This is a genomic window from Pseudomonas sp. M5A4_2d (assembly GCF_053345295.1).
The window spans coordinates 106,897-129,192 of record NZ_JBKEZW010000007.1; the positions used below are offsets into that span (position 1 = coordinate 106,897).

The 22,296-nt window shown below is 59.9% G+C and carries 25 protein-coding genes and 1 riboswitch; of the genes, 13 read left to right on the forward strand and 12 right to left on the reverse strand.

What is annotated here, in order from left to right; genetic code table 11:
* The 4 genes from ACLBW8_RS17495 (at window position 1) to fabB (ending at window position 4,825) form a co-directional block, all read left to right on the forward strand.
* Window positions 1-930 (forward strand): ABC transporter substrate-binding protein, encoded by a 930-nt coding sequence (locus tag ACLBW8_RS17495; RefSeq protein WP_262667442.1) that lies wholly within the window; start codon window positions 1-3, stop codon window positions 928-930.
* On the forward strand, window positions 927-2,828 hold the full coding sequence (locus ACLBW8_RS17500; RefSeq protein ID WP_447805948.1) for an ATP-binding protein: 1,902 nt from the start codon (window positions 927-929) through the stop codon (window positions 2,826-2,828). Before ACLBW8_RS17495 ends, ACLBW8_RS17500 begins: the two co-directional genes overlap by 4 nt.
* Before the next feature lie 249 nt (window positions 2,829-3,077).
* Window positions 3,078-3,593, forward strand: a complete 516-nt coding sequence (gene fabA, locus ACLBW8_RS17505; protein WP_032859207.1) for a 3-hydroxyacyl-[acyl-carrier-protein] dehydratase FabA — start codon at window positions 3,078-3,080, stop codon at window positions 3,591-3,593.
* Window positions 3,594-3,604: 11 nt separating this feature from the next.
* Window positions 3,605-4,825 (forward strand): beta-ketoacyl-ACP synthase I, encoded by a 1,221-nt coding sequence (fabB, locus tag ACLBW8_RS17510; protein ID WP_053255243.1) that lies wholly within the window; start codon window positions 3,605-3,607, stop codon window positions 4,823-4,825.
* Between the two features lie 930 nt (window positions 4,826-5,755).
* Here the strand turns inward: fabB and ACLBW8_RS17515 are convergent.
* The gene (locus ACLBW8_RS17515; protein ID WP_053254450.1) at window positions 5,756-6,388 is read right to left on the reverse strand and encodes a LysE family translocator; all 633 of its coding nucleotides are present in this window, start codon (window positions 6,386-6,388) and stop codon (window positions 5,756-5,758) included.
* An 84-nt stretch (window positions 6,389-6,472) separates the two neighbouring features.
* Between ACLBW8_RS17515 and ACLBW8_RS17520 the strand changes: the two genes are divergently transcribed.
* The 3 genes from ACLBW8_RS17520 to ACLBW8_RS17530 all read left to right on the forward strand — a co-directional run bounded on the left by ACLBW8_RS17520 (window position 6,473) and on the right by ACLBW8_RS17530 (window position 9,312).
* Window positions 6,473-7,438, forward strand: coding sequence for a 2-hydroxyacid dehydrogenase (locus ACLBW8_RS17520; RefSeq protein WP_262667040.1), 966 nt, complete (start codon window positions 6,473-6,475; stop codon window positions 7,436-7,438).
* Between the two features lie 30 nt (window positions 7,439-7,468).
* Window positions 7,469-8,467 carry a methyltransferase gene (locus ACLBW8_RS17525; protein WP_447805949.1) on the forward strand — a complete coding sequence of 333 codons (999 nt, stop codon included), beginning with the start codon at window positions 7,469-7,471 and terminating at the stop codon, window positions 8,465-8,467.
* Between the two features lie 50 nt (window positions 8,468-8,517).
* A riboswitch (yybP-ykoY riboswitch) is annotated at window positions 8,518-8,639 on the forward strand.
* An 88-nt stretch (window positions 8,640-8,727) separates the two neighbouring features.
* A complete protein-coding gene (locus ACLBW8_RS17530) occupies window positions 8,728-9,312 on the forward strand; it encodes a TMEM165/GDT1 family protein (RefSeq protein ID WP_053254447.1) in 585 nt (194 codons plus the stop codon).
* A 126-nt stretch (window positions 9,313-9,438) separates the two neighbouring features.
* On the opposite strand, the gene ACLBW8_RS17535 is transcribed toward ACLBW8_RS17530, so the two are convergent.
* From ACLBW8_RS17535 to ACLBW8_RS17550, 4 genes are all read right to left on the reverse strand, one after another.
* Entirely contained in the window at window positions 9,439-10,257 is an 819-nt protein-coding gene (locus ACLBW8_RS17535; RefSeq protein ID WP_053254446.1) for a M48 family metallopeptidase, read from the reverse strand.
* A gap of 190 nt (window positions 10,258-10,447) precedes the next feature.
* Window positions 10,448-11,068: an SOS response-associated peptidase gene (locus ACLBW8_RS17540; RefSeq protein ID WP_447805950.1), complete on the reverse strand. Its 621-nt coding sequence runs from the start codon at window positions 11,066-11,068 to the stop codon at window positions 10,448-10,450.
* Window positions 11,069-11,104: 36 nt separating this feature from the next.
* A complete protein-coding gene (locus tag ACLBW8_RS17545; protein ID WP_064450739.1) occupies window positions 11,105-11,365 on the reverse strand; it encodes a putative signal transducing protein in 261 nt (86 codons plus the stop codon).
* An 11-nt stretch (window positions 11,366-11,376) separates the two neighbouring features.
* On the reverse strand, window positions 11,377-11,556 hold the full coding sequence (locus ACLBW8_RS17550) for a CPXCG motif-containing cysteine-rich protein (protein WP_053254444.1): 180 nt from the start codon (window positions 11,554-11,556) through the stop codon (window positions 11,377-11,379).
* Between the two features lie 131 nt (window positions 11,557-11,687).
* Between ACLBW8_RS17550 and ACLBW8_RS17555 the strand changes: the two genes are divergently transcribed.
* Window positions 11,688-12,851 (forward strand): 1-acyl-sn-glycerol-3-phosphate acyltransferase, encoded by a 1,164-nt coding sequence (locus tag ACLBW8_RS17555; protein ID WP_208604450.1) that lies wholly within the window; start codon window positions 11,688-11,690, stop codon window positions 12,849-12,851.
* Between the two features lie 122 nt (window positions 12,852-12,973).
* Here ACLBW8_RS17555 and ACLBW8_RS17560 read toward each other — a convergent pair whose 3' ends face one another.
* Window positions 12,974-13,231, reverse strand: a complete 258-nt coding sequence (locus ACLBW8_RS17560) for a hypothetical protein (protein WP_128588473.1) — start codon at window positions 13,229-13,231, stop codon at window positions 12,974-12,976.
* A 181-nt stretch (window positions 13,232-13,412) separates the two neighbouring features.
* Here ACLBW8_RS17560 and ACLBW8_RS17565 point away from each other — a divergent pair, with 181 nt between their 5' ends.
* Complete coding sequence (locus tag ACLBW8_RS17565) at window positions 13,413-13,622, forward strand: hypothetical protein (protein WP_053254441.1); 210 nt, start codon at window positions 13,413-13,415, stop codon at window positions 13,620-13,622.
* Window positions 13,623-13,689: 67 nt separating this feature from the next.
* Here ACLBW8_RS17565 and ACLBW8_RS17570 read toward each other — a convergent pair whose 3' ends face one another.
* Window positions 13,690-14,274 carry a YajG family lipoprotein gene (locus tag ACLBW8_RS17570; protein WP_064450736.1) on the reverse strand — a complete coding sequence of 195 codons (585 nt, stop codon included), beginning with the start codon at window positions 14,272-14,274 and terminating at the stop codon, window positions 13,690-13,692.
* Between the two features lie 182 nt (window positions 14,275-14,456).
* Here ACLBW8_RS17570 and ACLBW8_RS17575 point away from each other — a divergent pair, with 182 nt between their 5' ends.
* Entirely contained in the window at window positions 14,457-14,690 is a 234-nt protein-coding gene (locus ACLBW8_RS17575; protein ID WP_447805951.1) for a hypothetical protein, read from the forward strand.
* Window positions 14,691-15,415: 725 nt separating this feature from the next.
* The gene (mqo, locus tag ACLBW8_RS17580; RefSeq protein ID WP_064450734.1) at window positions 15,416-16,924 is read left to right on the forward strand and encodes a malate dehydrogenase (quinone); all 1,509 of its coding nucleotides are present in this window, start codon (window positions 15,416-15,418) and stop codon (window positions 16,922-16,924) included.
* A 69-nt stretch (window positions 16,925-16,993) separates the two neighbouring features.
* Here the strand turns inward: mqo and ACLBW8_RS17585 are convergent, their stop codons facing one another.
* From ACLBW8_RS17585 to ACLBW8_RS17600, 4 genes are all read right to left on the reverse strand, one after another.
* Window positions 16,994-17,281: a PA4642 family protein gene (locus ACLBW8_RS17585; RefSeq protein ID WP_447805952.1), complete on the reverse strand. Its 288-nt coding sequence runs from the start codon at window positions 17,279-17,281 to the stop codon at window positions 16,994-16,996.
* Window positions 17,282-17,489: 208 nt separating this feature from the next.
* Window positions 17,490-17,975 carry a hypothetical protein gene (locus ACLBW8_RS17590; protein WP_064450732.1) on the reverse strand — a complete coding sequence of 162 codons (486 nt, stop codon included), beginning with the start codon at window positions 17,973-17,975 and terminating at the stop codon, window positions 17,490-17,492.
* 35 nt (window positions 17,976-18,010) lie between these two features.
* On the reverse strand, window positions 18,011-18,478 hold the full coding sequence (locus tag ACLBW8_RS17595) for a WbuC family cupin fold metalloprotein (protein ID WP_064450731.1): 468 nt from the start codon (window positions 18,476-18,478) through the stop codon (window positions 18,011-18,013).
* A gap of 3 nt (window positions 18,479-18,481) precedes the next feature.
* Window positions 18,482-19,039, reverse strand: coding sequence for a hypoxanthine-guanine phosphoribosyltransferase (locus ACLBW8_RS17600; protein WP_053254434.1), 558 nt, complete (start codon window positions 19,037-19,039; stop codon window positions 18,482-18,484).
* Window positions 19,040-19,203: 164 nt separating this feature from the next.
* Between ACLBW8_RS17600 and upp the strand changes: the two genes are divergently transcribed.
* Both upp and ACLBW8_RS17610 read left to right on the forward strand, forming a co-directional pair.
* Window positions 19,204-19,842, forward strand: coding sequence for a uracil phosphoribosyltransferase (upp, locus tag ACLBW8_RS17605; RefSeq protein ID WP_017138223.1), 639 nt, complete (start codon window positions 19,204-19,206; stop codon window positions 19,840-19,842).
* Window positions 19,843-19,844: 2 nt separating this feature from the next.
* The gene (locus ACLBW8_RS17610; RefSeq protein ID WP_064450730.1) at window positions 19,845-21,119 is read left to right on the forward strand and encodes a uracil-xanthine permease family protein; all 1,275 of its coding nucleotides are present in this window, start codon (window positions 19,845-19,847) and stop codon (window positions 21,117-21,119) included.
* Window positions 21,120-21,243: 124 nt separating this feature from the next.
* On the opposite strand, the gene hisC is transcribed toward ACLBW8_RS17610, so the two are convergent.
* Window positions 21,244-22,296 carry a histidinol-phosphate transaminase gene (gene hisC / locus ACLBW8_RS17615; protein WP_447805953.1) on the reverse strand — a complete coding sequence of 351 codons (1,053 nt, stop codon included), beginning with the start codon at window positions 22,294-22,296 and terminating at the stop codon, window positions 21,244-21,246.

A 22,296-nucleotide genomic window follows, 5' to 3' on the forward strand; every position in this document is an offset into this window, starting at 1 on the left:
ATGGGCGATCAGTCACGGATGACCCTCCATTTCTTATCCAGGCTCTGGCGGCGTGGTGTGCTGCTGGCGTGCCTGCTGATGGCTGCGCCGGCGTGGAGCGCGGACATCCTGCTGACCGCCGCCGAAGACGGTGCCGGCGTACAAGCCTTTACCCAGGCCCTCGCCCGGCAGCGCCCCGAAGACCACGTAACCTTTACCCCGCTCAAAGACCTGCCCGCCCCGAGCCAGTTGCCTGCCAGCACCCGCCTGATCCTGCTGGACCTGCCCGGTCTCGACTGGCGCTTGCAGGACACTCAGGGTCCGCCGACCCTGGTGTTGCGCATCAGCCGCCTACAAGCTCGCCAACGCCTGGGCAACGCTCAGCCGGCGAAAATCAGCCTGCTGTGGAGCGACCCGCCACTGGCACGCCAGTTGAACCTGATTGCCAACATCCTGCCCCAGGCTCGCCGCATCGGCGTGCTCTACGGCGCCGACAGTGAATTCCTGCTGCGCGAATTGGCCCAGTACGCCGCGCCCATGGGGCTGGAGATCGTGCCGCAGCTCTGGGACAACATCAGTGACAGCCGCCCGCTGCAAAACCTGCTCAAGAACAGCGATGTGCTGCTCGGCCTCGACGACCCACGGCTGTACAACCCGAAAACCGTGAAGAACCTGTTGCTCAGCAGCTACTCCCAGCAACTGCCCCTGGTGGGCCCCAACGCCGGGTTCGTCAAGGCGGGCAGCCTGGCCAGCACCTACAGCGACCAGGCCGACTGGCTCGATGTGCTCGATCGGCTGCTGGACCACTCGCCGGCCAGTTGGCCGCGCACCTTGTACCCGGAACACTTCAAAGTCGTGGGCAACCCGCAAGTCGCGCGCTCACTGGGGATCGAACAGGTTGACGAAGCCGCCGTCGCCGCCCGATTGGCCGAAGGAGAAAAACGTCCATGACCTTGCGTCGTCGTTGGGACATCAACACCCGCACCCAGCTCATCACGCTGGGCCCGGCGCTGTTGCTGACCTTGCTGTTGATCAGCTTCTTTACGTTCGTACGTATCCAGGACCTGCGCCAGGAACTCGACCATACCGGCCAACTGATCGCCAACCAATTGGCCCCGGCCACCGAGTACGGGGTTATTTCCGGCAACAACGACGTGCTTGAAAGCCTGCTGCGGGCAACCCTGGCCACGCCTCATGTGCGCTTCCTCGAAATACAGGACAGCAGCGAAAACATTCTGGTGTATGTCGAACAGCCGTCGGAAACACACGACCGTTCGCTGTCGGTGAAAGTGTTCCAGGCACCCATCCGCCTGCAACATATCCAGCTGGGCAATGATTTTTTCCAGGACAACCTTAATGAGCCCAGGACGCGGCGCCCGGATTACCTGGGCCGGGTGATCGTCGGCATGTCCAACGATGCGTTCAGCCAGCGCCAACAGGAAATTCTGTTCAAGGCCGGCATCCTCGCCCTGTTTGCCCTGCTCTTCACCTTCCTGCTGGCACGGCGCCTCGCCGCCAGCCTGTCGCAGCCGATCAGCGCCATGGGCCATGCGGTGAAGGCCATCCAGCAAGGCGACTACAAGACGCCGCTGCCGATCGTCGATGACTCGGAGCTGGGCGACTTGTCGCGTCATATCAACAACCTTGCCGAAGGCCTCAACCAGGCCAGCCGCGAACAGCATCAGGCCATGGCCCAACTGATCCAGACCCGCGAAGAGGCTGAGCGGGCGAACAATGCCAAGTCGGACTTCCTGGCGATGATGAGCCACGAGCTGCGCACGCCCATGAACGGCGTGCTGGGTATGTTGCAGTTGCTGGAAACCACCGAGATGACCGAGGAGCAGACCGAGTACGCCGCGCTGGCGTCAGAGTCCACGGAGCATTTGCTCAAAGTGATTAACGACATCCTCGACTTCTCGCGCATCGAACGCGCCGCACTCGAGCTGGAAAATATCCCGTTCAACCTCGCAGACTTGATCAGCAGTTGCGCGCAGGCCTTCCAGCACAGCGCCCAGCAGCGCGGGTTAACACTGGAGTTGCCGATTCCGCCGGGCATGGACTCACTGCGGGTGCAGGGCGACCCGACGCGTATCCGGCAGATCCTGGTGAACCTGATCGGCAACGCGCTCAAGTTCACTGAACACGGCACCGTGGCCGTCGAACCCCATTGGCAAACCCTCGACCATGAACTGGTGTGGTTCACCTGCACCGTGCGCGACAGCGGCATCGGGATTTCCGCTGAACGCCTGGAGTTGATGTTCGACGCGTTCCAGCAGGCCGACAGCTCCATTTCAAGACGTTACGGCGGCACCGGCCTGGGCCTGCCCATTGCCCGTACGCTGGCTGAACGCATGGGCGGCACACTGCGCGCCCAAAGCGAAGAAGGCCGTGGCTCGGTGTTTACCCTGGAAATTCCACTGGCCATCGACCAGCACAGCCTGCCTGCGATCGCTCAGGACCGCGAAGGCAAAACCGGCGCAGGCGACGGTCGCCATGTGTTGCTGGTGGAAGACAACCCGGTCAATCGCACCGTGGTCGAAGCTATGCTGCGCAGCCTGGGGTTTGAAGTGAGCCTGGCCACCGATGGCGCCGAGGCAATCCGTAGCGCCGAAAGCCTGATATTTACGGCAATCCTGATGGACTGCCGCTTGCCATTGATCGACGGCTACGAAGCCACGAGGCAGATTCGCCAGCTGCCAGGCTGCGCCGACCTGCCGATCATTGCTCTGACGGCCAACGCGTTGCAGGGTGATCGCGAAGCTTGCCTGGCAGCGGGAATGAACGATTACCTGGCTAAGCCGTTCAAACGCACGGATTTGCAGCAAATCCTGCAGCGCTGGGTGCAATAGCGCTGCGCCATCAACCAACTGCGACTGGCGTGAAAGACGAAAGTGCGGCAGTCTTAGGCACCCAAACGGGCCGATAAACAGGCTCGGTTTAAAATTTCAGTGAACAAGTGTACATTGAGTGCCTTGACGCTGTGACTTTCACTACAACGCAATAGTCTATGTGTAGGCTGCCGATATGAGGCATGAACGCTTCATTCGGTTCGGGAAGATTTGCCCTACCCTGCCGCATGGGATTATTGAGGAGCTCGCATGACCAAACAAAACGCCTTTACTCGGGAAGACCTGCTGCGCTGCAGTCGCGGTGAGCTGTTCGGCCCAGGTAACGCGCAACTGCCCGCCCCGAACATGCTGATGGTGGATCGCATCACCCATATCAGCGAAGAAGGTGGCAAGTACGGCAAAGGTGAATTGGTCGCCGAGCTGGATATCACCCCTGACCTGTGGTTCTTCGCCTGCCATTTCGAAGGTGACCCTGTCATGCCGGGCTGCCTGGGCCTCGACGCCATGTGGCAACTGGTTGGCTTCTACCTGGGCTGGCAAGGTCTGCCGGGCCGCGGTCGTGCCCTGGGTTCGGGCGAAGTGAAGTTCTTTGGCCAAGTCTTGCCGACCGCCAAGAAAGTCACTTACAACATTCACATCAAGCGCGTCCTCAAGGGCAAGCTGAACCTGGCCATCGCCGACGGTTCGGTGACTGTCGACGGTCGCGAGATCTATACTGCCGAAGGCCTTCGGGTCGGCGTATTCACTTCCACTGACAACTTTTAAGGGTTATCCGCATGCGCCGCGTCGTTATCACTGGTCTGGGCATCGTTTCTTGCCTGGGCAATGACAAAGAGACCGTCACCGCTAACCTGCGTGCAAGTCGCCCTGGCATCCGCTTTAACCCGGAATATGCCGAAATGGGTCTGCGTAGCCAGGTTTCCGGCTCCATCGACCTGCCCCTCGAAGAACTGATCGATCGCAAGATCTATCGCTTCGTCGGCCACGCTGCCGCTTACGCTTACCTGGCCATGAAAGACGCCATTGCCGATTCCGGCCTGAGCGAAGACCAGGTATCGAACGTACGCACCGGCCTGATCGCCGGCTCCGGCGGCGCATCCACCCTGAACCAGATGGAAGCGCTGGACATCCTGCGCGAAAAAGGCGTGAAACGCGTTGGCCCGTACCGTGTAACGCGGACCATGGGCAGCACTGTTTCGGCCTGCCTGGCCACGCCGTTCCAGATCAAGGGTGTGAACTACTCGATCTCCTCCGCCTGCGCCACCAGTGCTCACTGCATCGGTACTGCGGTTGAGCAGATCCAACTGGGCAAACAAGACATCGTGTTCGCCGGTGGCGGTGAAGAAGAGCATTGGAGCCAGTCGTTCCTGTTCGATGCCATGGGCGCCCTGTCCACCCAGTACAACGAAACCCCGGAAAAGGCCTCCCGCGCCTACGACGCCAAGCGTGACGGTTTCGTCATCGCCGGCGGTGGCGGCATGGTCGTGGTCGAGGAGCTGGAACACGCCCTGGCCCGTGGTGCGAAGATCTACGCGGAAATCGTCGGCTACGGCGCCACTTCCGACGGCTACGACATGGTTGCGCCAAGCGGTGAAGGCGCCATCCGTTGCATGCAGATGGCCATGTCCACCGTTGACACCCCAATCGACTACCTGAACACCCACGGCACGTCGACTCCGGTCGGCGACGCCAAGGAAATGGAAGGTGTGCGTGCGGTATTCGGCGACAAGGCTCCGGCCATCAGCTCTACCAAGAGCCTGTCCGGTCACTCCCTGGGCGCCGCCGGCGTTCACGAAGCGATCTACTGCCTGCTGATGATGGAAGGCAACTTCATGGCCGGTTCGGCCAACATCGAAGAGATCGACCCGGTCGTTGCCGATATGCCGATCCTGACCAAGACCGTTGAAAACGTCAAAATCGACACCGTGATGAGCAACAGCTTCGGCTTCGGTGGCACCAACGCCACCCTGGTACTGAAACGCTGGCAGGGCAAGTAAGCCCCGCAGGTTGATCATGTAAAAAAGCCCCGACTGGTTCGGGGCTTTTTTATGGGCAACTGAAAAGGTGAGACCGAGTCGCCCGCATTGCAGCATAGGTATCTACACATCTTTTTTTACGGGTTGAGTGCTGTGGTTGTTGGGGGGGCGCTGAGTACATATCCGTTGTTTGGGTTACGGCTGACATGGGTTCCGGCATCACGAAGCGGGCCGCCGCGACGGGCCGTCCCTGCCCCGTCGCGGCTAAACCGGCGTCCTGCCGGTTTACCCGCTCCGTAATACCTCCGTTCGGCCAGCGTGGTTAACGGGGCGCCTAAGATCAAAATTAACAGCAGATCAAAATCTAAAGCAGAGCACGGCGGCCTGGTAGCCGACCTGATCTTGGAAACTGAACCCAATCAAATGTGGGAGCGGGCTTGCTCGCGAAAACGGTGTGTCAGTTACAAATAAGTTGACTGACACACCGCATTCGCGATGCAAGTCGAATCGTCGCACCGCCGCTCCCACATTTGGAACTCACTTCATCCGGTAAAAGTGGTGTTGCTGTGCTGTTGCCCTGCTTTCGCTTCTACCACTCAGGTCAGCTTTCAGGCCGCCGTGCTCTGCTTTTGATCTGCTGTTGATCTTGATCTGACAGGCCCCGTTAACCACGATGGCCGAACGCAGGCTTGAATCCGTGGGTAACCCGGCAGGACGCCGGGTTAGCCGCGATGGGCCAAGGATGGCCCATGGCGGCGGCCCACGGATTCAAGCCGGAGTGAGGGCATGCCGAGCCTGGGCGAGGCACCGAGTGGTGGGGCAAAGCGTTTTTTGGTTACTTTTTTAGGCGCTTTGTAAAAAAGTGACCCGCCGTAAGGGCGGAACCCTAAGCAGCCGTTACCGCAGCAACGGATATGCCCCCCATCTACCCCACCCAAAAAAAACCATGCCTCATTTCATGCTGGTAAACGCAAGCTTCACACCAATAGCAATCAACACCGCCCCCATGGTCCGATCAAACCAGTGCCCCATACGCGCAAACCCAGCCCGCACGCGCTGCTGGCTGAACAACATGGCCACCAGGCAGAACCACACAGCCGTCGCCACAGCCAGGTACACCCCATAACCGGCCTGAATCGCCAACGGCGTGTGCGGATTAATCACCACGGTAAACAGCGACAGAAAGAACAGCGTGGCCTTGGGGTTCAAGCCATTGGTCACAAAACCTGCAGTAAACGCCCCACGCGCAGTGCGTTCGCCCACTTCACGGTGCAACTCGCCCTCGGCCACGGGCTTGGCCGGTTGCGCGCGCAACGCCTTGAAGCCGATGTACAGCAAGTACGCCGCCGCCGCCCATTTCAGCGCATTGAACAGCACAATCGACTGGGACACGATCAAGCCAATCCCGAGCAACGAGTAACCCACGTGCAGGAAAATCGCCGAACCAACACCCAGCGCGGTCCAGGTTCCGGCGCGACGGCCATGGGTCACACTCTCGCGCACCACCACGGCGAAATCCGGACCGGGACTGGCCACCGCCAACAAGTGAATCAAGGCTACGGTCAAAAACTCGGCGGCGTACATACTCACTCCAGTAAGTAACTGATTATTTCATCTGATAGGCTCGGGAGATTACGCCTTCGAACCCTGTCGCAAAAGGTACAGTTGATGACGAACAATCGCCGCGCCGTCTTCCTTGATCACCCGTCCCTGGACCTGGGGGACCTGGACCTCAGCGAATTGCGCAACAGCTTCAGCGACCTGCAGCTATACGCACACACCACGCCGCAAAACGTGGTCGAACGCTTGCAAGGCGCCCAGGTAGTCATCAGCAACAAGATCGCCCTGAACACCGAAACCCTGGAGGCCTGCCCCGAGCTCAAGCTGATCCTTGTATCGGCCACCGGCACTAACAACGTCGACCTCGCCGCCGCCCGCGCCCATGGCATTACCGTGAGCAACTGCCAGGGCTACGGCACGCCGTCGGTGGCGCAACACACGATCATGCTGTTGCTCAACCTGGCGACACGCTTGAACGACTACCAACGGGATGTCGCCGCAGGCAAGTGGCAAGAGGCCAAGCAGTTCTGTCTGCTGGACTACCCGATCGTCGAGTTGGAGGGCAAAACCCTTGGCCTGCTCGGCCATGGCGAACTGGGCAGCGCCGTGGCGCGACTGGCCGAGGCCTTTGGCATGCGCGTGGTGCTGGGCGCAATTCCCGGGCGCCCTGCCCGCGCCGACCGCGTGCCGCTGGATGAATTGCTCACGCAGGTCGACGCGCTCACGCTGCACTGCCCGCTCAATGAACACACCCGCGACTTTATCGGCGCCCGCGAACTGGCGCTGCTCAAACCTGGCGCGTTTATCGTCAATACGGCGCGCGGCGGCTTGATCAACGAACAGGCGCTGGCGGACGCTTTGCGCAGTGGCCATCTGGGCGGCGCGGCAACCGACGTACTGAGCGTGGAGCCACCCGTGCAGGGCAACCCGCTGCTGGCTGGCGACATTCCTCGGCTGATCGTCACCCCCCACAACGCCTGGGGCAGCCGCGAAGCGCGGCAACGAATCGTCGGCCAATTGGCCGAAAACGCTCGAGGCTTTTTCAGCGGCGCCCCGCTGCGTGTCGTCAGTTGATAAACTGCGCCCCTTTTCAAGGAGCAGACCATGGATCCGCGCAGTGAAGTACTGCTTCGTCAGGCCGAACTTTTTCAAGGCAACCTGCTGCTGGTAGGGTTGCCCGCCGACGATTTGCTCGGCCGCCTGCCCAATGCTCACGGCTGGTGCTGGCATGCCGGTGACCAGGCCGCGCTCGACGCACGCTTCCCCGAGCGCAGCCTGTTCGGCGTGAACGTGCCCGAGCGCGCGTTTGATGCGGCGGTGATTTTCCTGCCCAAGTCCAAGGACCTCACCGACTACCTGCTCAACGCCGTGGCCGCGCGCCTGCCCGGCGCCGAGCTGTTTCTGGTCGGGGAGAAAAAAGGCGGTATCGAAAGCGCCGCCAAACAGATGACCCCTTTCGGCAAGCCACGCAAGCTCGATAACGCGCGGCATTGCCAGCTGTGGCAGGTCACCGTGGCCAATGCCCCCCAAGCGATCGAGCTGGAGAGCCTGGCACAGGTGTTCGAGGTGCCACTGGCCGAGGGGCCGCTCAAGGTAGTGAGCCTGCCGGGCGTGTTCAGCCACGGTCGCCTGGATCGCGGCACCGAGCTGTTGCTCGAGCATTTGGACAAACTGCCCAGCGGGCACTTGCTGGACTTCGGTTGCGGCGCGGGCGTGCTGGGGGCGGCGGTCAAACGTCGCTACCCGCACAACACCGTGACGATGCTGGACGTGGATGCATTCGCCGCTGCCAGCAGTCGCCTGACCCTGGCGGCCAATGGCCTGGAAGCCGAGGTGCTGACCGGTGACGGCATCGACGCCGCGCCGATGGGTTTGAACGCGATTTTGAGCAACCCACCGTTCCATGTCGGGGTGCACACGGATTATTTCGCCACCGAAAATCTGCTGCGAAAAGCCGCGAAACACCTGGCAAAAGGCGGCGAACTTCGCCTGGTGGCCAACAGCTTCCTCAAGTACCAACCGTTGATCGAAGAGCACTTGGGCATCTGTGCGATCAAGGCCGAGGGCAATGGTTTCCGCATCTACCGTGCCAAACGCGGCTGATGGCTTTTTGAAAAAGAAGGCTTGCCGAATGGGTTTTGCCTAGGCAGAATCCGCTCCGTCCTAGGGGAGTAGTCTCCCACGAGCGCCACGCTCGTCCGGCATACGTCAACATACTTGGTCAGCAGACCATGGCGTATGCGACCCAGGAGTCCGCACAGACGGACCGGGGTTTGACAAGACCTATGACACGCACACCTTACCCGGGGCGGGAAGGCTGTACGTGTCATAGCCGTGTCGACCCGCCCCTGGAAACCTACCTGATGCTGGATTCATTACTCGTTCCTACCGCAATCGTTGCCTTGGCCGAAATCGGCGACAAGACGCAGCTGCTCGCACTCATCCTGGCCGCACGCTTTCGCAAACCCTGGCCGATCATCGCCGGCATTGTCGCCGCGACCCTGGCCAACCATGCGGCCGCCGGTGCCGTGGGGGCCTGGTTCGGCAGTTTCTTCTCGGATGCGGTGTTGCACTGGATTCTCGCGGCGAGTTTCTGTGCCACCGCGCTGTGGACCCTGGTGCCGGACAAACTCGACGATGACGAAGCCAGTACCACACGCAAGTTCGGGCCTTTCCTGACCACGCTGATTGCGTTCTTCCTTGCGGAAATCGGTGACAAGACGCAAATCGCCACGGTGATGCTGGCGGCGCAGTATCCGGAGTTGTGGCTGGTGATTATCGGCACCACCCTGGGCATGCTGATTGCGAACGTGCCGGTGGTCTTGGCGGGGAATTTCGCGGCAGAGAAACTGCCGCTGACGTTGATTCGTCGACTGGCGGCTACGGCGTTTTTCGTCCTGGCAGTGGTGGCGGTTTACAAGGCCATGCAAAGCAGCGGCTGGTTGTAAACCCAATCAAATGTGGGAGCGGGCTTGCTCGCGAAGGCGGCGGTCCAGTCAAAGATTTACCGACTGATACTGCGCATTCGCGAGCAAGCCCGCTCCCACATTTAGATCTTCACAAGCCTTGAAATATCAGGATTTTTTGGCCTGTTGATAGAGCGGCATCACCTTCGGAATCGCCGCCTGCAACGAGGCGATCCGACTGTCGGAAGCCGGGTGCGTGCTCATGAACTCAGGTGGCGCGCCTTCCGAAGCCTTGGCCATCTTGTTCCACAACGTGATGGCCGCGTTTGGGTTGTAGCCAGCCCGGGCCGAAAGCTCCAGCCCGATCAGGTCCGCTTCGTTTTCGTTGGCGCGGCTGTTCGGCAAGGTCATGCCGTAGTTGGCAACCGTATCGGCTAAAGCCAGGCTGTCCTGGCCCAACCCGAACAAGGCACCAGCGCCCTGCTTGGCCATTTGGATGCCGTAGGCCTTGGACATGGCTTCACGCCCGTGTTCGCGCAACGCGTGGGCGATTTCATGGCCCATCACCGCAGCCAACTCGTCATCGGTAAGCTTGAGGTTGTCGATCAACGCGCTGTACACAAAAATCTTGCCGCCAGGCCCGCAGTTGGCGTTCATCTCATCGCTTTTGATCAGGTTCACTTCCCACTTCCACTGCGCCGCATCCGGGCGGAAGGTCGGTGCCTGGGCGATCAGACGATTGGCAATCGCCTGCACGCGCTTGGCGTTGGCGCTGGTTTTGTCCAGCATGCCTTTGCCACTCGCCTCCCCCAGCGTCTGCTGATAGGACTGGGCGTACATCTGGTCGACTTCCTGGCTCGATAGCATGCTGAACATGTACTGCTTGCGCTCTACCCCGACGGCACCGCCGTTGGTGGTGTTTACCGACTGGCAACCAGCCAGCAGCATCGCTGCACTGAGTACGCTTACCGCCAATGACTTCTTCATCAACACTCTCCCTGGAAACCTGGCGCGTATCGTAGGCGGTCGTGTGTATCTGCGCCAGATACACAAGACGTGTAACCACCAACTTTCAGATACATCCCACACGCCTACAGCGGAGGCGGGTCATCCCGTTCAAGGTTTAGCGGTTTGCGGTGGTGTTGAGGCCGGTGAATCCAACCTGCAACCACAAGGCTTAAGCCGGCGTCAGGCACTCGGGCCCATTCAACTTCGGGTCATTCACCATGTTGGCCAGGACCCGCTCGCGCAATGCGACGGGCTCGCTGGCCAGCAAGCCTTGCAACACATGCAAGGGGGTCTCTGGATTCAACCAGGCCTCCTGCCCCGCCGCGTCGAGAATCAACGGCCGCCGCTGACTCTGCGCGGCCTGGGTCACCACTGCCGTGCTCAGCCACACCTGCTCCTGCACCGGATACGCCTCCCAGATGGCCGCAAAAAACAGCGTCGAGCCTTCACCCGGCGTCAGCCAGTAAGGACGCTTGCGTTGGGTGCCACGCCATTCGTAAAAACCATTGGCCGGCAGCAGGCAACGGCGCTGGCGAAAGGCTTCGCGAAACATCGGTTGCTCCGCCAGGGTTTCGGCGCGGGCATGGGCCGGAGTGCGGGAAAGGTCGGTCAGCCACGGCGGCGTGAGCCCCCAGCGGGCACGCGCGAGGGTGCGCTGGCCTTCGCTATGGCGCTGGATCAGCACCGAATCATTCGGGGAGATATTCCACTGGGCCTTTTGATCCGAGGGGAATCCCGGTAAGGCAGCGAAGGCAGGATTCCAGCGAAACAGGGCATAACGTCCACACATGGGGTAACACGACTCTTGGGTAAACCGACCGACAGCCTAACAGACCAATACGTCGGGGAAGCTGTCGGGTTCATCGCCGGGCAAGGGCTGCGCACCGATGTAAGCGGTAATCAGCTCGCGGGCGTAGGCGGCCTGGTCGTTATCTACTTCCAGCCCCAGCAGGCCGAAAATCGGCAGTTCGCCGGTACCGCCGAGCAAATGGCGCCCCACCAGGTGCGCCTCGATGCCCTCGCTGGCGAGCATTTGTTGCAGCAGCTCACCTTCCATCAGGTTTTCCGGCTCATAAATTCGCTGCATGGGCGTACCTGTTATTCGTTTTCGCTGCGCACGTTCAGCATCCACTCGTCACCGTGCACCTGGAGCTCGAACGTAATCGGCCGGCAGCACACAGGGCAGTCTTCTATATATTCCTGATCGCCCGCCGACAGGTCCAGCAACGCTGTGACCACCTCTCCACAATAAGGACATTCGTACGACTCCTCTTCCATCGCGGTCTCCAAGGTGACTTGTGCGTATAATCGCCGGTCTATTTACAGGGCTATTCACGGCAGAGCCAATATTGCGGCCGCACCCTGATATTTCCTTTACTAACACTAGCCGTTTCTAACAAGAGAGCATGATGGGCGAATTCGATACCATCCGACCTTACAACGACAGCGAAGTCCCGGCAGTGCTGGCACGTCTGTTCAGTGACAAGGCCTTTCTGGACATCCTGACCCACTTCCGCTTCCCGCGCTTTGCCGGCGCCCTGGGCTGGCTGCTCAAGCCGATGATCGCCCGCAAGCTGCGCCGTGAATTCGCCGGCGTCACCACCGTGGCCACGCTGCAGGACAAAGTCGAGTATTACGTCGATCACACCATTGATCGTGCGACCGACGGCGTAACCTACACCGGCGTCGAGCAACTCAAGTCGGGCACCGCTTATCTGTTTTTGGCCAACCACCGCGATATCGTGATGGACCCGGCCTTCGTCAACTATGCCGTGTACCACGCCGGCCTGCCAACGCCACGCATCGCCATCGGCGACAACCTGCTGCAAAAGCCGTTTGTCAGCGACCTGATGCGCCTGAACAAGAGTTTTATCGTGCACCGCTCGATCACCGGGCGAAAGGAAAAGATGGCGGCCTACCAACTGCTGTCGGCCTACATCAACCATTCGATCCGCAACGACTGCCAGTCGATCTGGATCGCCCAGGCCGAAGGCCGTGCCAAGGATGGGGATGATCGCACCGAGTCGGCGATCCTCAAGATGTTCCACGTCAGCCGCAAAGACGAGCCGTTTGCCGAGGTGATCCAGTCGTTGAACCTGACGCCGGTGTCCATCAGCTATGAATACGACCCGTGTGACAGCGCGAAGGCGCGCGAGCTGTATATCCGCGCCACCACCGGCACCTACAGCAAGGCGCCGGGCGAAGACGACGTAAGCATTGCCCTCGGTATCACCGGCTACAAGGGCCGCGTGCACGTGAACTTTGCACCGCCTATCACCGAACGCTTTGAAGACACCAAGCTGCTGGCCGTGGAGATGGACCGGCAGATTCTTGGGGGTTATCGCTTGTTCCCGGTGCATTACCTGGCGTACGCACAGTGGAGCGATGCCGACCCGCAATTGCAGGTGCCAACCGCGGCCGAGGTATTCCCGGCCGATGAATTGGCGAAGGCGAAAGCGGAGTGGGAGCGACGCTTGAATGAATGCCCGGCTGAACACCGGCCGTTTCTGGTGGTGCAATATGCAACGCCGGTGCGCAATCAGTATCGGGTAAAGGCCGGTATTCCCCTGTAAACACCGAATCAAGAATGTGGGAGCCGGTTTGCTTGCGAATGCGCTGATTCAGTCAACGATGTATCGACTGACACGCCGCTTTCGCGGGCAAGCCCGCTCCCACATTTGGTTGTGCGGTGTTCTTAGAGGTGGGTGCTGAGCCAGGATACGGCCAGCGCCAGCCCTAGGCAGGCGAACCCGACACGGTAGGCCAGACGATGCGCCCGTTCGGTGCGCACATCCAGAAACAACATCGGCAGGTCGATCGCGCGGTCTTCGCTTTTCGCGGTCAGGTCGGCCAGGGCGCGCTGCTCACGCAAGCGGGTAATGAACAGCAGCGCTGCACCCGGGCAGGCCACCAATAAAGCCACAGCATTGATCAGTAGTGCGGGCAGCGCCATCGCAAACCTCGGTCGACCAGTATCTTGGTATCTATTCAGATACAAACCTGAACGATAGTGGCCTCCTGCCCGAGTAATGCTCCGTCCCCATGTACCAGTAATGTATCCAGTAATTTACAGCGTCACCTGAACGTCACCTTAACAAGCCACTCTGTTGCCCTTCGACGCTTAGGAGCTTGTCATGCTGCATGCGCAAAACCAGGATCGGCTATACCTGATCGCCCCAAACGAAGAGCAAGAAGCCCTGGTCGGCGGCTTGGCATTCAACGTCCAGGATCGCCACTGGCTGGTGTATTGCGCCCTCGGCGGGCACCAGCACGCCGACCTGCCGGAACTGGATCTGCTGACTGGCGTAAGTGTGTTGGACTTTTATGTCGAAACGGCTGCATAAAAGCGACAGACGTAAAAAAACCGGGCTCATCGCTGAGCCCGGTTTTTTGTGAGGCGCTTGTCGGCGGTTACTGCGCGCTGAGCAATTGGCCGATGCTTGGGTCTTTAAACAAACGCGTCAGCGCGTCGCTCAATACGTCGCTGACCAGCTTGGTGTTGGTTTCCTGGTTCGGCGACATACCGAAGCGCTGATTCAGGGAAGCGCCGTAGCGGCCACTGTAGCGACGCGTACCGGCACTGACATCAGATTTGAACGTCGCGCCGATGGAGGCTTCCGTCACATAAAGGCCTTCTTTAGGCGACTGGTATTTCAGCTCTGCCAAGGTAATGGTCAGTTGAGGAGCGCCCGGCGAGTTGGCCGGGGTGAAACCCAGCAGGCGCACGGCGGCTTCGGCCTGGGCTTGCAGCTTGGGCAGCACGTCCTGGCCGGTTACCGAAATAAGTGCAGTCTCAGGGTACAGGCCGCCACGGGAGCCCAGGGTAGGCGACGGACGACCATCCACTACACGCACCGACACCGGTTGGCCATGGCCTACAGGGGCCAGCTGCGCAGTGACTTTAGGTTGCGGGCTGAGTTGTTGCGGGCTGTTGGCGCAGCCAACCAGGGTCAAACTGGTCACAGTGATCAAACCGAACAGCAGGCGTTGCAACATACTCATTTCTCCAGGACTAGGTGCAAACAGACCGCCAGTATAACGGTGCACGCAGGTCACCCACCAGCCATCCTGAACGGCAGCTGAAGGCTTGCCCAAATTACAATTTCACATAAATTCGTCACTCCACTGTCATGGCACACTGGCAACCTTCGAGCATGTAACGTAACAGGTACAAAGCCATGCGCCTTCTCAAGTCATTGTTCATGTCACACCCCCGTCATCGCCACTATGCCCTGCTCGATGCCCACGGGCATTGCCTGGCGTTCAAGCAGTGCAGCCTGCCGCCTGTTGGCGAAGGTTGGGTGGAAGTGTCGGAGACGCATCTGGGCTGGATGCATCGCCCGCTACCGACAAGTGCCCGGGTCAGCCCACACGTTACGCACGCGCAACCCCAGCATGCGTTGGCCTCCTGACCGAGACACTAATAAAAGTCATAAAACACGCCCATTTCCTTGGCGTTCTTCGCTACAATCTCCCCCCGATTATAAGGACGTCTCCTGATCGGGCCTCGCAGCATCGTTAATGCCTCGGTATTAACCCCCAAATCGCCCACAGAGAGCCGCCCACACAGATCGAGTGAAGCTGGCGCGCTTGCTGTTTTCTTTGCAAACCACCCCTCTTTGCCGAATCTGCCAGAGCTGCCATTGCGCTCGGCCACTTGAGTTGTTTGCCCGTTTTGCCGCGTGTCGGCAGAGGTTTGCGGGCCAGGTGCCAGGCTGGGGCAGCCCTTTTTTGAGGTTCACGTCTTCAAAAGAGCGTGAAAAAACGGGTTTTCACAACTTCACAAGAGTGTGGCGAGCAAATGAATAGTTTGGCGTTTGTACAAGCACCATCAGCGTCTGGAACAGCCCAACCACACAGGACCGAGCACTCCTCAAACACCGGAGCTTGAGCCTGTCCGCTACGGATTGGTTGCACAAATCGCACGCTTTGACCATAAGTCGAATTGCCACAGGCGCCCATGAATGCGTTCATAGGCAGATTAGCCCGGCAGGAAGCGTGTGCTGAAGATGCAAAGAATTGCGAATCGGACATGGCGATCCTGGCCATGGGTAACCTGGGGCAACACGTGAACCGCCCCGTCACTCCTGGCAGCCATGCCGTCAATTTGGTGCTGCAGATTTTGGAGACGCGTTAAATGGCGCATAACGAAGCAGTCGACGTAGTACTGGTAGGGGCCGGCATCATGAGTGCCACCCTGGCCGTATTGCTCAAAGAGCTCGACCCCGGCCTCAAGCTGGAAGTCGTTGAGCTGATGGATTCGGGTGCCGCGGAGAGTTCCAACCCGTGGAACAACGCCGGTACCGGCCACGCCGGTCTGTGCGAGCTGAACTACACGCCACAGGCAACCGACGGCTCGATCGATATCAAGAAAGCCGTGCACATCAACACCCAGTTTGAGGTGTCGAAGCAGTTCTGGGCGTACCTGACCAAAAAGGGCACCTTTGGCTCGTCCAAATCCTTTATCAGCCCAGTGCCGCACCTGAGCTTCGTGCAGGGTGAAAAAGGCGTTTCCTTCCTCAAGAAGCGCTTTGAAACCCTCAGCCAGCACCACGCGTTCTCGGACATGCACTACACCGAAGACCGCAATGAGATGGCCGAGTGGATGCCTTTGATGATGCCGGGCCGCCCGCTCGACGAAAAAATCGCTGCCACCCGCGTCATGAATGGCACCGACGTCAACTTCGGCGCCCTGACCAACCAGTTGCTCAGCCACCTGAGCAGCTCGGCCGACGCCCAGGTCAAGTACAGCAAGCGCGTTACCGGCCTCAAGCGTAATGGCGCGGGCTGGACCGTCAGCATCAAGGACGTCAACAGCGGCAACAGCCGTGAAGTGGACGCCAAGTTCGTGTTCCTCGGCGCCGGTGGCGCGGCCCTGCCGCTGCTGCAAGCCTCTGGCATCGAAGAAAGCAAAGGCTTCGGTGGTTTCCCGGTCAGCGGTCAGTGGCTGCGTTGCGACAACCCGGAAGTGGTCAAGCACCACCAGGCCAAGGTCTACAGCCAGGCCGCCGTGGGTTCGCCGCCAATGTCCGTGCCGCACCTGGACACCCGCGTGGTCGATGGCAAGAAATCCCTGCTGTTCGGACCCTACGCCGGTTTCACCACCAAGTTCCTCAAGCACGGCTCGTTCCTTGACCTGCCACTGTCGGTTCGCGCCGGCAACATCGGCCCGATGCTGGCCGTGGCCCGCGATAACATGGACCTGACCAAGTACCTGGTCAGCGAAGTCATGCAGTCCATGGAGCAACGCCTGGAATCCTTGCGCCGCTTCTACCCTGAGGCGAAAGCCGAAGACTGGCGCCTGGAAGTGGCCGGCCAACGGGTACAGATCATCAAGAAAGACCCGAAAAAAGGCGGCGTGCTGCAATTCGGCACCGAGCTGGTCGCAGCTAAAGACGGCTCGCTGGCAGCCCTGCTGGGCGCGTCCCCGGGCGCTTCGGTGACGGTGTCGATCATGCTCGAACTGATCGAGCGCTGCTTCCCGGCCAAGACTGCCGGTGAGTGGGCGGCCAAGCTGCACGAGATCTTCCCGGCCCGGGAAAAAGTGCTGGAGACGGATGCCGAGCTGTATCGCAAGATCAACACGCAGAACAACATCAGCCTGGAACTGGTTGAGCAAAGCAACGAGGCCGAAAGCTACGCTTGAGGCTTTAACGCAATAAAAAACGCTCCGCTCTGTGCATGAGAACGGGGCGTTTTTTTATGTCTCGGATAATCAGCCGCGAGCGTTTGCGATCAGCTCGATGTACTCGGCGGCGTTACGCTGATCCTTGATCAGGTCAACGAAGGTCTGGCCATGCTCATCCTTGCCGTCGAGGTCCAGGCCTGCTTCCTTGAAAAAGCCCAGGAACCGCGCAAAGTCATCGATACGCAGGCCACGGTAGGCCTTGATCAGTTTGTGCAGGGACGGTGAAGTCGCATCGACCGGTTCGAAGTCCAGGAACAACTTGATCTGGTCGTCGCCGATCTCGTCACCAATCACCTGTTTCTTATCTTTACGCATTACCGACTCCAGCCTGCAGACATTACACGGGAGAGGAAGTCTACCTGCCAGACACCCCCTTCGAAAACAACCAAGCACACCTGTGGGAGCTGGCTTGCCTGCGATAGTGTTGCATCAGTGACAGTTGGGCCAACTGGCTCACCGCTATCGCAGGCAAGCCAGCTCCCACATTGATTGCATTCACATGACTGAACGCGTGTCGGCTGAATCATTTAGCGCGAACAGCGCCGGTGTGCAGGTCCGCCCAGATATGCCCGTTGGCATAACTGAGGAACTGCACGTACACCGTGTCATTGCGCAGCAAGTCGACAATCACCCGGTACTGCGCCATCGGGTATGACAACGTCAGGGTTTTGCTGGTGTTATCGAACACTGGCTTTTTCAGGCTCTTGCTTTCGGCGTCAAAATTGAGCACCACCTGGCTGATGGTCGCGCCTTTGTTCAGGGACTTGCCCTTGAGGCGAATCATCAACGGCGAGGTCACCGGGATGGGCTGCTGCGTGGATTGCCGCTGGTTACCCACCACCACCGCGTACTCGGTGACTTGCAGCAGTTGCTGCTGGTCGGGGGTGTTGGCGCGCAGGGTAAGGTCATCCGGCGGCAGGAATTGGCTGTGCATCGGCGCGGGCGCCGCCGCCAGGGGCAGGCTGAGGGTCAACGCCAGGGCGGCGCAGGTGCGTATCAACAGGCTCATGGGCCGCTCCGTGAGAGATGGCCGAGCACTGTAGCTCAATCGAACTGGGCAAGCATCCAGCGTTGATACACGGCGACGCCGGCATCGCCTTCGCGCGGTGCCCAGTCAGCCGCTTCGCCCTCGCCCAGCGCTCGATACGGCCCGGCCTTGCATTCGAACATCACCGTATCGGGCTCCAGCACCACCAAGCCATGAAAGACGCCCGGTGGCAGGTCGACACCCGCACATTCGCCGCCCGCCTGCATCACGCGCTTGGCGATCACCTCGCCGGTATCGCTGAACACCAACAGGCCCAGGCTGCCCTTGAGCACCAGCAGGGTTTCCGCCTTGTCCGCGCTCAAGTGCCGATGAGGCGGCACATACGTCTCAGGTTGCAAGCCGACGGCCAGGCGATGACACGGCTCTTCCATCTGATGGAAGTTGTGGTGGTGCCGACCACGGGGGCTGGCGGCCGCTTTCTCGGCCAATTCGGTGAACAGCGTCTGATCAAGAAAGCGGACCATGGATTACATCCCTTTAACGGCGAAGATCCCATTGGCGTTACGCCAGTAGCCTTTGTAGTCCATGCCGTAACCGAAAATGTAGCGGTCGATGCACGGCAGGCCGACGTAATCGGCTTTCAGGTCCGGACGGGCCTTACGGTCGTGGTCTTTGTCGATCAGCACGGCGGTGTGCACTTTGCGTGCGCCGGCGTGTTTGCAGAAGTCGATGATTGCGCCAAGGGTGTGACCTTCATCGAGGATGTCGTCGATGATCAGCACGTCGCGATCAATGAACGAGACTTCCGGCTTGGCTTTCCAGAACAGGTCGCCGCCGGTGGTTTCGTTGCGATAACGGGTAGCGTGCAGGTAGGAAGCTTCCAGCGGGAATTGCAGGTGGGTGAGCAATTTGCCGGCGAAGATCAGGCCGCCGTTCATCACACAGAACACCACCGGGTTGGTCTCGGCCATTTCGCGGGTGATGTGTGCGCCAACCTTGGCGATCGCTTCTTCGACTTGCGCTTCGGTGTACAGGCAGTCAGCCTCGCGCATGATTTGACGGATATGCTCGAGATCAGCGGACATGGCGCTCTCCAAGGGGGTGCTGTGGCAAGAAAAGCGGGCAAAGGTACGCATGTGAGGCGCAACGATCAAGCCTTAATGGACTAACGTACTAGATGTCTATAGGACAACACCCTCGGATAGATTAATCTAGGCCGGTTTTTTTGCCCGCCGCCGGAGCCTTTCCCATGCCCACTCGCGAGATCCGCCACCCGCTGATCCGACACAAACTCGGCCTTATGCGCCGCGCCGACATTAGCACGAAGAACTTCCGTGAGCTTGCTCAGGAAGTCGGAGCGCTGCTCACTTACGAAGCTACCAAAGATTTGCCTCTGGAAACCTACGAGATCCCCGGTTGGGCCGGTCCCGTCCAGGTCGAGAAAATCGCTGGTAAGAAAATCACCGTGGTGCCGATCCTGCGCGCCGGTATCGGCATGCTCGAAGGCGTACTCAGCCTGATCCCGGGCGCCAAAGTCAGCGCCGTCGGCGTGGCGCGTAATGAAGAAACCTTGCAGGCCCACACCTACCTGGAAAAACTCGTACCGGAAATCAACGAGCGCCTGGCGATGATCATCGACCCGATGCTCGCCACCGGCAGTTCCATGGTTGCCACCATCGACTTGCTGAAAAAAGCCGGTTGCAAGGACATCCGCGCCATGGTGCTGGTCGCCGCCCCCGAAGGCATCGCCGCCGTCGAGAAGGCCCACCCGGACGTGCAGATTTATACCGCGTCCATTGATGAGCGCCTGAACGAACACGGCTACATCATCCCAGGCCTGGGCGATGCCGGTGACAAGATCTTCGGCACCAAGCAGAAGGATGCTTGAGCATGCAGGATGAATTCAACGACCCGCTTTGGCGCCAGATCCTGTCTGGCGCACAAATGCTCTTCGTAGCATTTGGCGCGCTGGTGTTGATGCCGCTGATCACAGGTCTTGATCCAAACGTTGCACTGTTTACCGCCGGCCTTGGCACCTTGCTGTTTCAGGTAGTCACAGGGCGGCAGGTACCCGTCTTCCTGGCGTCGAGCTTCGCGTTCATCACCCCGATCATTCTCGCCAAAGGCCAGTTCGGCCTCGCGGCGACCATGGGCGGCGTGATGGCGGCTGGTTTCGTTTATACGTTCCTGGGGCTGGCCGTGAAGGTCAAAGGCACCGGTTTTATCGACCGCCTGCTACCGCCCGTGGTGATCGGCCCGGTGATTATTTCCATCGGCCTGGCCATGGCGCCGATTGCCGCCAATATGGCGATGGGTAAAGCCGGTGATGGCAGTGAGCTGATCCATTACCAGACAGCGATGCTGATTTCGATGCCGGCGCTGCTCACCACCTTGATCGTGGCGGTATTCGGCAAAGGCATTTTCCGCCTGGTGCCGATCATCTCCGGTGTGCTGGTAGGTTTTGCCATGGCCTTCTACTTTGGTGTGGTCGACACGGCGAAAATCGCTGCTGCGCCGTGGTTCGCCCTGCCCCACTTCACCGCGCCGGAGTTCAACTGGCAGGCGATCCTGTTTATCGTCCCGGTGGCCCTGGCCCCGGCGATCGAACATATCGGTGGTGTGATTGCAGTGGGCAGCGTGACCGGTCGCGACTACCTGAAGAAGCCCGGCCTGCATCGCACCCTGCTCGGTGACGGCATTGCCACCACAGCTGCCGGGCTGTTTGGCGGCCCGCCGAACACCACGTACGCCGAAGTGACCGGCGCAGTGATGCTGACCAAGAACTACAACCCGAAAATCATGACCTGGGCGGCGGTGTTTGCCATCAGCCTGGCATTTATCGGCAAGTTCGGCGCACTGCTGCAGAGCATTCCAATACCGGTAATGGGCGGGATTCTGTGCCTGCTGTTCGGCTCGATTGCCGCGGTAGGCATGAACACGCTGATCCGCCACAAGATCGACCTTGGGGAAGCGCGCAATCTGGTGATTGTGTCGGTGACCCTGGTGTTCGGGATTGGCGGTGTGCTGGTCGGCACCGGCACCGGCCCGGATGATTTCGGCCTCAAGGGCATTGCCCTGTGTGCGGTGGTAGCCATTGCACTGAACCTGCTGCTGCCGGGCAATGATGGCTGGAAGAACAAGAAGCCGGATGAGCCGTTGCTGTAACCAACACCGCAAAAACAATGTGGGAGGGGGTTTGCTCCCGATGACGGTAAATCAGTCAATTAGATGTCGACTGACAGTCCGCCATCGGGAGCAAGCCCCCTCCCACATTTGCTTTCAGCGGATGTTAAAGCTCGCCAAGGCCATCAATCAGCGCCTGGTTCTGCTCCGGCGTACCGATGCTGATCCGCAGGAACTGGGCAATCCGCTCCTGCTTGAAGTGCCGCACAATTACGCCCTGCTCACGCAACTTCGCGGCCAAACCAGCGGCGTCGTGCCGTGGGTGGCGAGCAAAGATGAAATTGGCCGCCGACGGCAACACTTCAAAGCCTTTAGCTTGCAGTTGCGCGACCACCTGGTTACGGCTCTCGATCACCTGCTGGCAGGTCTTCTCGAAGTATTCACGGTCCTCGAATGCCGCCGCCGCACCAACAATCGCCAGCCGATCCAACGGATAGGAGTTGAAGCTGTTCTTGACCCGCTCCAGCGCCTCGATCAGGTCCGGGTGGCCCACCGCCAGGCCCACGCGCAAACCGGCCAGTGAGCGCGATTTGGACAGGGTCTGGGTCACCAGCAGGTTCGGATAGCGATCCACCAGGCTGATGGCCGTTTCGCCGCCGAAGTCGATATAGGCCTCATCGACCACCACCACCGAATCCGGGCTGGCCTTGAGGATCTGTTCCACCGCATCCAGTGCCAGCACGCAGCCAGTCGGCGCGTTCGGGTTGGGGAAGATGATCCCGCCATTGGGTTTGGCATAGTCGGCCACGCGAATCTGGAACTGCTCGTCCAACGGCACCGGGTCAGACTTGATGCCATAAAGGCCGCAGTAAACCGGATAAAAGCTGTAGCTGATGTCCGGAAACAGCAGCGGCAAGTCGTGCTGGAACAGCCCGTGGAAGATGTGCGCCAGGACTTCGTCGGAACCGTTACCGAGGAACACCTTGCCGGCGTCAATCCCGTAATACTTGGCCACCGCCTGCTTGAGCAGGTCGCTGTTGGGGTCCGGGTACAGGCGCAAGTTGTCGTTCAACTCGGCCTGCATGGCTGCCAACGCCTTGGGGGACGGGCCGTACGGGTTTTCATTGGTATTGAGCTTGACCAGCCTGGTCAGCTTCGGCTGCTCGCCAGGTACATAAGGCACGAGGTCCTTGACGAAAGGGCTCCAGAATTTGCTCAT